Annotated in this window: 12 protein-coding genes; 1 reads left to right on the top strand and 11 read right to left on the bottom strand. The window is 66.1% G+C overall.

Translation table 11 applies throughout. From position 1 onward, the window contains the following. Positions 1 to 32 precede the first annotated feature (32 nt). A complete protein-coding gene (locus BM357_RS05985; RefSeq protein WP_074950787.1) occupies positions 33 to 1,199 on the top strand; it encodes an aminotransferase A in 1,167 nt (388 codons plus the stop codon). A gap of 218 nt (positions 1,200 to 1,417) precedes the next feature. Here BM357_RS05985 and BM357_RS05980 read toward each other — a convergent pair whose 3' ends face one another. The 11 genes from BM357_RS05980 to BM357_RS05930 form a co-directional block, all read right to left on the bottom strand. After that, positions 1,418 to 2,572 carry an N-acetyldiaminopimelate deacetylase gene (locus BM357_RS05980; protein WP_074950631.1) on the bottom strand — a complete coding sequence of 385 codons (1,155 nt, stop codon included), beginning with the start codon at positions 2,570 to 2,572 and terminating at the stop codon, positions 1,418 to 1,420. Continuing rightward, positions 2,569 to 3,288, bottom strand: a complete 720-nt coding sequence (gene dapD, locus BM357_RS05975) for a 2,3,4,5-tetrahydropyridine-2,6-dicarboxylate N-acetyltransferase (RefSeq protein ID WP_074950629.1) — start codon at positions 3,286 to 3,288, stop codon at positions 2,569 to 2,571. The genes BM357_RS05980 and dapD overlap by 4 nt, the downstream gene beginning before the upstream one ends. Positions 3,289 to 3,490: 202 nt before the next feature. Beyond that, positions 3,491 to 4,138 (bottom strand): fructose-6-phosphate aldolase, encoded by a 648-nt coding sequence (fsa, locus tag BM357_RS05970; protein WP_074950627.1) that lies wholly within the window; start codon positions 4,136 to 4,138, stop codon positions 3,491 to 3,493. Between the two features lie 160 nt (positions 4,139 to 4,298). Beyond that, on the bottom strand, positions 4,299 to 5,123 hold the full coding sequence (gene kce, locus BM357_RS05965; RefSeq protein WP_074950625.1) for a 3-keto-5-aminohexanoate cleavage enzyme: 825 nt from the start codon (positions 5,121 to 5,123) through the stop codon (positions 4,299 to 4,301). Next, complete coding sequence (gene kal / locus BM357_RS05960) at positions 5,111 to 5,569, bottom strand: 3-aminobutyryl-CoA ammonia lyase (protein ID WP_245783865.1); 459 nt, start codon at positions 5,567 to 5,569, stop codon at positions 5,111 to 5,113. Before kal ends, kce begins: the two co-directional genes overlap by 13 nt. Positions 5,570 to 5,571: 2 nt before the next feature. Beyond that, a complete protein-coding gene (locus tag BM357_RS05955; protein WP_074950623.1) occupies positions 5,572 to 5,943 on the bottom strand; it encodes a response regulator in 372 nt (123 codons plus the stop codon). A gap of 133 nt (positions 5,944 to 6,076) precedes the next feature. After that, positions 6,077 to 7,678, bottom strand: coding sequence for a CTP synthase (locus BM357_RS05950; RefSeq protein WP_074950621.1), 1,602 nt, complete (start codon positions 7,676 to 7,678; stop codon positions 6,077 to 6,079). A 94-nt stretch (positions 7,679 to 7,772) separates the two neighbouring features. Beyond that, the gene (gene rpoE / locus BM357_RS05945) at positions 7,773 to 8,327 is read right to left on the bottom strand and encodes a DNA-directed RNA polymerase subunit delta (RefSeq protein ID WP_074950619.1); all 555 of its coding nucleotides are present in this window, start codon (positions 8,325 to 8,327) and stop codon (positions 7,773 to 7,775) included. Positions 8,328 to 8,463: 136 nt separating this feature from the next. Further along, complete coding sequence (gene meaB / locus BM357_RS05940) at positions 8,464 to 9,483, bottom strand: methylmalonyl Co-A mutase-associated GTPase MeaB (protein WP_217647673.1); 1,020 nt, start codon at positions 9,481 to 9,483, stop codon at positions 8,464 to 8,466. After that, positions 9,480 to 10,628: an acyl-CoA dehydrogenase gene (locus tag BM357_RS05935; RefSeq protein WP_074950615.1), complete on the bottom strand. Its 1,149-nt coding sequence runs from the start codon at positions 10,626 to 10,628 to the stop codon at positions 9,480 to 9,482. The genes meaB and BM357_RS05935 overlap by 4 nt, the downstream gene beginning before the upstream one ends. Before the next feature lie 108 nt (positions 10,629 to 10,736). Continuing rightward, complete coding sequence (locus tag BM357_RS05930) at positions 10,737 to 11,879, bottom strand: acyl-CoA dehydrogenase (protein WP_074950613.1); 1,143 nt, start codon at positions 11,877 to 11,879, stop codon at positions 10,737 to 10,739. Positions 11,880 to 11,943 lie beyond the last annotated feature (64 nt).

The following is an 11,943-nucleotide window of genomic DNA, read 5'->3' as shown; positions in this document are numbered from 1 at the left end:
ACAACTCTCCGGAAAGCGGGCGAAAGCAGACCATGGAACACCTGTTGAACCCACGCGTGAAGAACATCCAGATCTCCGGCATCCGCCGGTTCTACAATCTGGTCAGCCAATACCCGGGCGCCATCTCGCTCACCATCGGACAGCCGGACTTTCCCACCCCGGAGCATGTCAAGGAGGCCGCCATCTCGGCCATCCACGCCAACCACACCAGCTACACGCCCAACGCGGGCATCCCGGCCCTGCGCCAGGCCGCGGCCCGGTTCGTGGCCGATCGATACGGTCTCCACTACCACCCGGACGATGAGGTGCTCGTCACCGTCGGGGCCAGTCACGCCATCGACATCGCGCTGCGGACGATTCTGACGGAAGGCGCCGAGGTGGTGCTGCCCGCCCCGGTCTATCCGGGGTACGAGCCGGTCGCGCGCATCTGCGGCGGCAAGGTGCTGTTCGCGGACACCACGCGCAACGGTTTCAAGCTGACAGCGCGCCTGCTCGAACCGTATCTCACCCCGCGCACTCGCTGCGTGATCCTGCCCTACCCCTCCAACCCGACCGGCTCCGTGCTGACGCGCGACGAGCTGGGCGAGCTCGCCGAGCTCCTGCGCCCGAGGGATCTGATTGTGCTCTCCGACGAGATCTACAGCGAGCTCGTTTTCGACGGGCAGCACGTCTCCATCGCCCAGTTTCCGGGGATGCGCGAGAAAACCATCGTCGTCAACGGCCTCTCCAAGTCCCACTCGATGACCGGGTGGCGCATCGGGCTGTTGTTCGCTCCGGCCGAGATCACGCGCCACATGGTCAAGGTTCTGCAGTACAGCGCCATGTGCGCGACCTCCATCAGCCAGTACGCGGCCATCGAGGCCTTGACGCAAGGGGCCGACGACGCCCGCCCGATGCGCGAAGAGTACCGCTGGCGGCGCGACTACGTGTACGACTGCCTCGCCGCCATGGGACTCGAGGTGACGCGGCCGCAGGGCGCCTTCTACATCTTCCCGTCGATCCGCCGGTTCGGCCTGTCTTCGCTGGAATTCGCGACACGGCTGTTGGAGGAGCAGCGGGTGGCGGTCGTCCCGGGCGACGCCTTCTCCCGTTTCGGCGAAGGATATGTGCGCATCTCGTACGCGTGTAGCCGGGAGGACCTGAAGGAAGGCCTGGACCGGCTGGAGCGGTTTGTGCAGACGCTGGAGGGGCGTCAGTGAGCGTCGTCGTGCCGGTCGGAGGCCTGGACTCCGCGCGGCTGAAGGCCGCCGTCGGTGAGCCCTTTGCGTGGTAAGAAAAAATTTGAGGTTATCATCCGGCGGCGACAGAACGATACGCACGATTTTTATGTTATGGAAATCGTCCACAAAGCGGGGGCCCGGCCTGGGCCCCCTGACTGGTTTGAGCGCGATCGCGACGGAAACCCCAACCGGGCCTCCTACCGCGCCGACTTCCACGTGATGTACTCCGTCACCACGCGAACGGCCACGCCGATGGCGTCCTCGCTCGGCTCGAGCTTGGCGTGGTGCAACCCGTACGGCGTGTCGACACCGAGCCAGAACATGAAGCCGGGAATCTCCGCGAGAAAATAGCCGAAGTCCTCGCCGGTCATCGCCTCGCGGCACTCCACCAGCTCGGCCGCCTGCCGCTCGCGCACGAAGGCCATGAACTCCCGCGTCAAATCCTCGTGATTGTACACCTGCATGTAGTTGGCCCCGTAGTCAATCTCCGCGCGGCACTGAAAACCTTCTTCAATCCCGCGCACCAACGCCTCGATGCGCGCCTTCACGCGCTGCATCGATTCGCGCGACAGGGTGCGGATGGTCCCCTCCAGGCGGGCGCGCTCGGCGATGATGTTCTGCTTCGTGCCGCCGGTCAGCTTGCCGATGGTGACGACCGCGCTGTCGAGCGGATCGACATTGCGGGCCACGATGCTCTGCAGCTGCGTCACCAGGTGCGCGCCGGCCACCACCATGTCGTTGGCCCGGTGCGGGTAGGCCGCGTGGCCCCCTTGGCCGATGAGATCGATGAAGAGCTCGGACGTGTTGGCGAAGAGGATGCCGGGCCGGGTGGCGATGGTGCCGACCGGGTACTCGGGCGCGATGTGCAGGGCCAGCATCAGGTCGGGCTGCCAGCGGCGGAACGCCTCGCTCTCCAACATCGGCAGCGCGCCGCCGGGGCCCTCCTCCGCCGGCTGGAACACCACCAGGACGTCGTCCGGGACCGGGTGACGGGCGAAGTGGTCGAGCACCGCCAAGGCGATGGTCATGTGCAGGTCGTGGCCGCAGGCGTGCATGTAGCCCGGATGGCGGGATCGAAACGGATACGACGTCTCCTCGGCAATCGGCAGCCCGTCCATGTCCGCCCGGTAACCGATGACGCGCGGTTTTTCCGCCGCCGATCCCGCCCGACGCCCCGTCCCCCGCACCCGCACGAGGATCCCGGTGCGCCACGTGGCGACCTCCAGCCGGTCCTGCGGCATCCGGGCGATTTGGTCCAGCAGGAACCGCTGCGTCTCGACCTCCTCGAAGCCCGGCTCCGGGATCTGGTGCAGGGCGCGGCGGATGGCCACCCACCTCGGGTCCGTGGTCACAGTTGGCGCAGCTCCTGCTTAATCTCGACCTTGGCCTGCGTCTTCTCGTCAATTTGCTTGATCACGCGCGCCGGCACGCCCGCCACGACGACGTTCTCCGGCACGTCCTCGATGACCACCGCGCCCGCCGCGACGACCGAGCCGCGTCCGACCCGCACACCCTCCAGGATGACCGCGTTCGCCCCGACCAGGACGTTGTCCTCGATGACCACCGGCTTGGCCGACGGCGGTTCGACGACGCCTGCGATCACGGCGCCCGCCCCGATGTGGCAGTTCTTCCCGATGGTCCCGCGCCCGCCGACGACGGCGTTCATGTCAATCATCGTGCCCTCGCCAATGACGGCGCCGATATTGATCACGGCGCCCATCATGATCACCGCGTTGTCGCCGATGGTCACCCGGTCGCGGATGATGGCGCCGGGCTCAATGCGCGCGCGGAGGTTCTTCGTGTCGAGCAGCGGGATGGCCGAGTTGCGCCGGTCGCTCTCGACGACAAAGTCCTGGATTTTGTCCTTGTGCTGCTCCAACACCGGCTGGATGTCCTTCCACTCGCCGAACACGACGCCCACGCCGCCCGTGGCGAACACCTTCGCCCCGGGGCCGAAGTCGATGCCGTCGAGATCGCCTTTCAGATAGACCTTCACCGGGGTCTTCTTCTCGCTCGTGCGGATAAACTCGATGATCTCGTGCGCGTCCATCTCTTTCACCTGACTCATTCTGCCACTCCCTACGATTTGTGGTGGGGGCGTGTCGCTCGTTGGGTGCGTTCGTGCTAACGCACGAACTGCTACGCTTCTTGCGCTAACGCGAGACGCTTCGCGCAACGCACCCAACCTCTATCACGTCTGCTCAATGGTGTGGACGCGTCGCGGAACGGCTCGCTTCAGCGCAGGAGTGGAGCGACGCGTCCACACCATCCTACTTCTTCGCCACCGTGCTCCAATCCGCCAAGAACCGCTCAATCCCCTGGTCGGTCAGGGGGTGTTTGATCATCCGATCAATCACGGCGTACGGACAGGTGGCGATGTGCGCCCCCGCCTTGGCCGCCTCCGTCACGTGCATGGGATGCCGGATGCTCGCGGCGATGATTTCCGTCTCGATGGCGTGGATGTCGAAGATCTCCGCGATGTCGCGGATCAACGTCAACCCGTCAAAGCTGATGTCGTCAAGCCGCCCGATGAAGGGGCTGACGAACGACGCGCCCGCGCGCGCCGCCAACAGGGCCTGGTTGGCGCTGAACACCAGGGTGACGTTGGTGCGTACCCCTTTTTTCGCGAACCGGTGGACGGCCTTCAACCCTTCGGCCGTCAACGGCACCTTGATGACGATGTTCGGGTGGATCTCCGCCAACCGCAGCCCTTCGTCGACCATCCCGTCGGCGTCGAGGCTGACCACCTCGGCACTGATGGGCCCGTCGACGATGGTGGTGATCTCCTTCAACACCTCGATAAAATCGCGGCCCTCCTTGGCGACGAGAGACGGGTTGGTGGTCACTCCGCTGAGGATCCCCATCTCGGCCGCGTTCCGGATCTCCGCCACGTTCGCCGTGTCGATGAATATCTTCAAGGCGCCATGCCTCCCTCCAGATTCCTCAAGGTCATCATACCATGCTCGCCGGCCGCAGGCGGCCACATCCCGGACGCCCGCCGGCCACCCGCCGCCGCGCGCCCGGCCCTGCCGGCGCCCGAGGGCGGTCCTTCCGCACCCGCCCCGGCGCCGTCCGCTGTCAGCCGGCCCGGCGCGGGATGCCGAGGATACGGCGGGCCTCGTCCGGCGTGGCCAAAGGCCGGTCCAACTCCCTGGCGATGCGCGCCACCCGAGCGACCAACTGGGCGTTGCTCTCCGCCAGCTCCCCTTTGCGATAGAAGATATTATCCTCAAATCCGACGCGCGCATGTCCGCCGAGGATCACCGCCAGCGCGGCCATGGGCAACTGGTGCCGCCCGATGCCCGCGACCGACCAGGTGGCGCCTTCCGGCAACAGCTCGGTCAAAAACAGCAGGTGTTTCGGCGTCGCCGGCATCGCCCCCGGGACGCCGAGGACGAAGTCGAAGTGAAACGGCGGCTCCACCAGGCCCTTGCGCCACAGGGAGAGGGCGTTTTGGATCATCCCCGCCTCGAAGATCTCGAACTCCGGCCGCACCCCGTACGCCTTGAGCTCGCGGGCGAACCGTTCGAGGTCACCCGGGGCGTTGAGAAAGACCGCGTCGCCGAAGTTGACGGTGCCGCAGGTCAGGGTCGCCATCTCCGGACGCAGCGACACGGGCTGCAGCCGCTCGTCCGCGGACATCCCGACCGCGCCGCCCGTCGACACCTGGATGATGATGTCACAGCGGCGCCGGATGGCCGCGATGGTCTCCCGGAATCGCTCCCGGTCCTGCGTCGGCATCCCGTCGTCCGTGCGCACGTGCAGGTGGCACACGCTCGCCCCCGCCTCCCGGCAGGCGTGCGCCGCCTCCGCAATCTCCTCCGGCGTCACGGGCAGATTCGGCTGCTGGGCGCGCGTGGTTTCCGCGCCCACCAGGGCGGCGGTGATGATCAACTTCTCCATCCGCCGTCCCTCCCGCGCTGGCGGTCCTTCGGCACCACGCAGGTCCCCTCGGCCTCACACACCAAGAGCGGAGGATTGAGGACCTGAGCCCGTGAGGGCGCAGCCGGATCCCGGCTCGCCGCAATCACTTTGTACGCGGCAAACACCATCCGGCGCGACGTGTCGCCGATCTTCGTGATGCGCCCGCGCGCCTCAATGTAATCCCCGGCGTACACCGGGGCCCGGAAGGCGACGTGGTGGTACCCCGCGAACAGTCCCTCGTCGCCATCGCAGCGAATCAACAGCTCCGTCGCCACGTCGCCGAACAAAGCCAGCATCCGCGCCCCATCCACCAGGTCGCCGCCATAGTGGGCGTCGTGCTGGCTCATCCGCACGCGGATCAGCGCTTCCCCTGCGTATGTATCCGTGCCATCCGTGCCGCCGCTTCGCAGCCCGTCCTCCGCCATCCTCATCCCTCCGGCCACATCAGGTGAGCGTTGACCGCCTGGCGAAGTTCGTCGATGTCGAATGGCTTCGTGAAATGCGCCAAGGCGCCCATCTCCATCGCCTCTTGAATGAGGTCCAGCTCGCCGTAAGCGGTCATCATGATGACCTTGCTCTCGGCGCCCATTTTGCGCAGGTTGCGTAAGATCTCTAATCCGTCCATGCCGGGGATCTTCATGTCGAGCAAGATGAGGTCCGGTGATTCCTGTTTCACAATCTCCAGGGCGGTGGGGCCGTTGGCCGCTTGGAACACCTGGTAGCCTTCTTGGAGAAGAACTTCTTGGAGCAGTACGCGAATGCCGAATTGGTCGTCAACGATGAGGACTTTTTTTGCCAACCTGGTACCCCCTCCCGCCGTCCGCCCCGGCGACAGATGCCAGGGCGGCGGCGACCCGCTGTCCGATCATGCCTGATGCCAGGCAAGAAATTCGCCGCGGGAGAGGGAAAATCCTGCTTGTTGGGCGGCGGCGTCAGCCGCGCCGGTGTCTCAATGTCGCCCGGACGAACTCGCGGAACAGAGGCTGTGCCCGATTGGGCCGGGAGGTGAACTCGGGGTGGAACTGCACTCCCACGAACCACGGGTGATCCGGGATCTCCACAATCTCCACCAGGACGCCGTCCGGCGAGGTGCCCGCGATGCGCAGGCCCGCCTCTTCCAGGCGCGCTCTGTAGTGGTTGTTGAACTCGTACCGGTGCCGATGCCGCTCGCGCACCTCGGTCCGTTCGTACGCCCGGGCGGAGATGCTGTCTGGTTTCAACACGCATGGATACGCACCCAGGCGCATCGTGCCGCCCTTTTGCTCAATCCCCTGCTGGTCCGGCATCAGGTCGATGACCGGGTGAGGCGTCTGCGGATCGATCTCGCTGCTGTGCGCCCCCGCCAGTCCGGCCACGTGGCGGGCGAACTCCACCACCGCCACCTGCATGCCGAGGCAGATGCCGAAGTACGGGATGCCCTGCTCGCGGGCGTATTTGGCCGCGACGATCTTCCCCTCAATCCCCCGGTCGCCGAATCCGCCCGGGACCAGGATGCCGTCCACGTTCGCCAACAGCTCCGCCACGTTTTCCTCCGTGACGTCCTCCGACAGCACCCAGCGCACGTCCACCTGGGTGCCCGTCTCATAACCGCCGTGCTGGAGCGCCGCGGTGACGCTCGCGTACGCGTCGGGCAACGATACGTACTTGCCGACAATGGCGATGGTCACCGATTCGCGGAGCCCCTTGATGCGCTCGACCATGTCCGTCCACTCCGCCAGGTCGGGCGCCGGCGCCTTCACGCCCAGGTGACGCAGCACGGTGTCGTCGAACCCCTCTTGGTGCAGCAGGAGCGGTACCTCGTACAGCACGTCCGCGTCTCGCGCCTCAATCACGGAATCCACGTCCGTGTCGCAGAAGAGGGCGATCTTCTTCTTGACTTCCATCGTCAGCGGCACCTCGGTGCGGCAGACGATGATGTGCGGACTGATGCCGATGCTGCGCAGCTCGGCGACGCTGTGCTGCGTCGGTTTGGTCTTGACCTCTCCGCTCGCGCGCAGGTAGGGAATGAGGGTGACGTGGATGTACAGGACGTTCTCCCGGCCGACGTCGCTCTTCAGTTCGCGGATGGCTTCGAGGAACGGCAAGCTCTCGATGTCGCCGACGGTGCCGCCGATCTCCGTGATCACCACGTCCGTCTCCGGCGTTGCGGCCTGGAGGATCCGTTCTTTGATCTCATTGGTGATGTGCGGGATCACCTGCACGGTGCCGCCGAGGTAATCACCGCGCCGCTCCTTGGAGATCACCGACCAATAGATCTTGCCGCTGGTGACATTGTTGGCGGCCGTCAGGTTGTTGTCGATAAAGCGCTCATAATGGCCGAGGTCGAGGTCGGTCTCGGCGCCGTCCTCTGTCACGAAGACCTCGCCATGCTGGTACGGGCTCATCGTGCCCGGGTCCACATTGATGTACGGATCGAACTTTTGAATGGTCACACGCAGGCCACGATCTTTCAACAGGCGCCCCAGGGACGCCGCGGTGATGCCCTTGCCCAGGCCGGACACCACACCCCCGGTGACAAAGATGAATTTCGTCATCGCCGTCCCCCCTAAAGCCAAGCATGGCACACAAAAACAGCGTTCCGGTGGGTGCACCAGAACGCGAAATGCGCGACCGGCGTTCGGCCGGGCATCAATACTCGTCTTCTTCGTCCGTGTCCTCCGGCTCTTCTTCCGCCAGCTCGTCGCCGAGAAGGTCCTCCTCCGGCTCCTCCTCGTCCACGAACGGGAGTTCCTCCTCTTCCTCGGTGATATCGCCGTCGAACTCCTCGTCCGGTTTGGCCTCTTCGTCGAGGCCCTCCTCGACGATGCCATCGAGCTCGGCCTCGTCGACATCCTCCTCGTATTCGTCCAGGTCGTCGTCGTCGGAGAAGGCGTCGCCGCTGGCGCGGACGAACCGCTTGCTGGTCTGGCTCCGCTCATCGGTCTTCTCCGTGCTGTACCACCGCTTGAGTCCCCAGACGTTGCGGCCGATGCAGACGAACCGCCCGTCGATGTTGATCTCGGTGTACAACCGGGCGATGACGTCCATGACCTCTTCGTCCGACATGCCCCGCAGTTCCTGGATCTCCTTCATGAGATCGCGAAAATAGTACGGTTCCCGGGTGGTGCGCAGGATCTCCCACGCCAACTCCACCAACGGGAGCTCGCGGATCTCCTCCGGCGTCTTCGCAATGGTGACCGCCATCTGGCGATATTCCCCCTTCGACCGGCACGATGCCACTTCTCAGACGCCGCCCGGCCGGATCCTGACCATGCGGCGTGGTTCCCATCATTGCCGTCCGTTACAAATACGAGGATTATATCACAACCCGCGGGCCGAGTCACATGTCAAGGCGAGGCAATCGAGCCAAGAGGCGGTCCGCGGCCTGATACGGATCCAACCCCCGGTGGTCAGCGAGCACGACCCGCCACTCCGGATCCTGCCGGGCGCGCCGCAGGAGCTGCTCCCGCACGGCGGCTTCCACCAACCGCAGGGTCTCCCGCTCATGCCGGCGGCGCCGGCGCGTCTCCCAGTGCCCGTGCGCCTGGATGTGCGCCCGATGGGCGGTGACCGCTTCCCACACCTCGGCGAGCCCCTCGCCCCGCGCGGCGCTCGCCTTGACCACCGGCGGACGCCAGTCTTCCCGAAACGCTCGTTTGTCGTGCAGCATCATCCAGATCTCCCGGACCACCGCGTCGGCACCGGGCAGATCGCTCTTGTTGACGACGAACACGTCGGCGATCTCCATGATGCCCGCCTTGGCGGTCTGCACCTGGTCCCCGGCACCGGGCGTCAGGACCAGCGCCACCGTGTCCGCCACGGACATCACGTCGAGCTCCGCCTGCCCCACGCCAACAGTCTCTAATAATACCACATCACAACCGTATGCCTCCAGGGCATACATCATCTCTCCGGTCGACTTCGCCAGCCCGCCGAGACTTCCCCGGCTGCCCATGCTCCGGATGTACACGCCCGGGTCGCCGCTGTGCCGCAGCATGCGCACGCGATCCCCGAGCAGCGCCCCGCCGCTGAAGGGGCTCGACGGGTCCACCGCCAACACGCCGACCCGCAGGCCCAGTCCTCGCACATGGGCGATCACGCTGTCCACCAACGTGCTCTTTCCGGCTCCCGGGGATCCGGTGAACCCGACCACGTGTGCCCGCCCCGCGTACGGGTACAGGCTCTGCAACAGCTCCCGCTTGTCCTCGGCGTCGTTCTCCAGCACGGTCAAGGCGCGCGCCAAGGCCCGGACGTCGCCGCGGACCAGACGTTCCGCCAACGGATGCACACGCTTCCCCCTCTGCCCCAACGGCCGGACGCCCGTTCGCCCGCCGGCCACGGCGGTCCCGCACACCGTCACCGCTGCGCCTGCAGAATGCCGCGGGCAATCACGAGCCGTTGGATCTCGTTGGTCCCCTCGTAGATCTGCGTGATCTTCGCGTCACGCATGTACCGCTCGACCGGATACTCGCGGATGTAGCCGTAGCCGCCGAAGATCTGCACCGCCTCCGTCGTCACCCGCATGGCGGTGTCGGACGCGAACACCTTGCTCATCGCCGACGCCTGCCCGTACGGCAGTCCCTGGGACTCCAGCCAGGCGGCCTTGTACGTCAACAGCCGTGCCGCCTCAATCTGCGTGACCATGTCCGCCAGCTTGAACTGGATGGCCTGCTGCTCCGCGATGGGCTTGCCGAACTGGCGGCGGGAGAGGGCGTAGTCGCGCGCGTGATCGAACGCCCCTTGCGCGATGCCCACCGCCTGCGCGGCGATGCCGTTGCGTCCGCCGTCGAGGGTCATCATGGCAATTTTAAACCCGAATCCCTCGTCGCCCAAACGGTTTTCCACCGGGACGCGGCAGTTGTCGAACACCAATTCCACCGTCGTCGACGCGCGGATGCCCATCTTCTTCTCCTTCTTCCCGATGGAGAACCCGGGCATCCCTTTCTCCACGATGAACGCGGTGACACCGTGCGCGCGCTTCTCGGGATCCGTCAGCGCGAACACCACGTACACGTCGGCGGGGCCGCCGTTGGTGATGAACACCTTGCTGCCGTTCAGGACGTAGTGGTCCCCCTCGCGGCGGGCCGTCGTGCGCATGCCGGCGGCGTCCGATCCCGAACCGGGCTCCGTCAAGCCGTAGGCGCCGAGCCAGCGGCCCTCGGCCATCGGGCGCAGGTACTTTTGCTTCTGCGCCTCGGTGCCGAATTTGTAGATGGGCCAGCCGGCCAGGCTGGTGTGCGCCGACAGGCACACCCCCATCGACGCGTCCACCCGGGAGATCTCCTCCACGGCGATCACGTAGGCCAGATAGTCCATCCCGGCGCCGCCGTACGCTTCCGGCCAGGGGATGCCCGTCAGGCCGAGATCGGCCATCTTGTCGAACAACGCGCGATCAAACCGCTCCGCCTCATCTCGCTCCGCAGCCCCCGGCGCCAGCTCCCGCTCCGCGAACTCGCGCACCAGCGCGCGGAGCTGTTCATGCTCCTTGTCCAACACAAAGTCCATGGATCCGCTCTCCTCTCCTGGAGGAGGGTGCGCCGCTCCCTTCCTGCGTCGAAGCGAGCCGCTCCCCGGTTGCCGTGAAGCGAGCCGCCGTGCGGCACGCCCCCCTCGTTATGCGCGCGGCAGATGGCGCGCGATGACCATCCGCTGAATCTGATTCGTCCCCTCGTAGATCTGGGTGACCTTGGCATCCCGCATGTAACGCTCGACCGGATACTCCTTGACGTAGCCGTAGCCACCGAACAACTGCACCGCGTCGGTGGTCACCTGCATGGCGGTGTCGGTGGCGAACAGCTTCGCCATCGACGCCTCCCGCGTGCATGGTTGCCCGTTCTGACGCAAAACTGCCGCGTGGTAGACCAGCCAGCGCGCCGCCTCAATCTTCGTCGCCATGTCGGCGAGCATGAACTGCACGCCCTGGAATTGGAAGATCTCCTGGCCGAACTGCCGGCGCCGCCGCACGTACGCGTGCGCCGCGTCGAAGGCGGCCCGGGCGATGCCGAGCCCCTGAGCGGCGATGCCGATGCGTCCGCCGTCGAGCAGGCGCATGGCGATGGAGAACCCCTCGCCTTCCTGGCCCAGCCGGTTCTCCGCCGGGACGCGCATGTCCTCGAACACCAGCTCGCAGGTGCCCGACCCGTTGAGCCCCATCTTCTCCAACTTCCGCCCGATGACGAGCCCCGGCGTCCCGCGCTCCACCAGAAACGCGGTCAGCCCCCGTTTTCCCCGGCGTGTGTCGGTGACGGCGAATACGCAGAACAGGTCGGCATCGCTCGCGTTGGTGATGAACACCTTGTTGCCGTTGATGACGTAATCGTCTCCGTCCCGCACCGCGCGCGTCCGGATGGCCGCCGCGTCCGATCCCGCGTCCGGCTCCGTCAACGCGAAGGCGGCCACCCATTCTCCGCTCGCCAGTTTGGGCAGATAGCGCTGGCGCTGCGCATCGGTGCCGAAATACAGGATGGGGAACGTCCCGACGGACGTGTGCACCGCCAGGATGACCCCGACGGCGGCCGAGGCGTACGAGATCTCCTCGATGGCGAGGACGTACGACAGGTAATCGGCACCCACCCCGCCGTACGCCTCCGGGATGGGCAGGCCCATCAGGCCGAGTTCCCCCATCTGCCGGATGAGATCTCGCGGGAACCGGTCGGTCCGGTCAATCTCCGACGCCCTCGGCGCGATGACGTCGCGGGCAAAGGAGCGCACCAGTTGCCGCATCTGCGATTGCTCGGCGGTGAGCGTGAAATCCACGAAGCCGCCCCCTTTCTCCGATGTCTGCACCGCGGTGGACGAATCCCAGAGGGGAGGGTGTCTG

The sequence above is a fragment of the Paenalicyclobacillus macrosporangiidus genome, assembly GCF_900116805.1.
Lineage (GTDB): Bacteria > Bacillota > Bacilli > Alicyclobacillales > Alicyclobacillaceae > Alicyclobacillus_H > Alicyclobacillus_H macrosporangiidus.
Note: the sequence above shows the minus strand (reverse complement) of the source record. Positions and strands in the feature narration are given on the sequence as shown.

Bases quoted from the DNA above. Each gene is read 5' to 3' on its own strand.
- BM357_RS05985 (WP_074950787.1), top strand. From the start codon at position 33: ATGGAACACCTGTTGAACCCACGCGTGAAGAACATCCAGATCTCCGGC.
- dapD (WP_074950629.1), bottom strand. From the start codon at position 3,288: ATGAGTCAGGTGAAAGAGATGGACGCGCACGAGATCATCGAGTTTATC.
- kce (WP_074950625.1), bottom strand. From the start codon at position 5,123: ATGGAGAAGTTGATCATCACCGCCGCCCTGGTGGGCGCGGAAACCACG.
- kal (WP_245783865.1), bottom strand. From the start codon at position 5,569: ATGGCGGAGGACGGGCTGCGAAGCGGCGGCACGGATGGCACGGATACA.
- BM357_RS05950 (WP_074950621.1), bottom strand. From the start codon at position 7,678: ATGACGAAATTCATCTTTGTCACCGGGGGTGTGGTGTCCGGCCTGGGC.
- rpoE (WP_074950619.1), bottom strand. From the start codon at position 8,327: ATGGCGGTCACCATTGCGAAGACGCCGGAGGAGATCCGCGAGCTCCCG.
- BM357_RS05935 (WP_074950615.1), bottom strand. From the start codon at position 10,628: ATGGACTTTGTGTTGGACAAGGAGCATGAACAGCTCCGCGCGCTGGTG.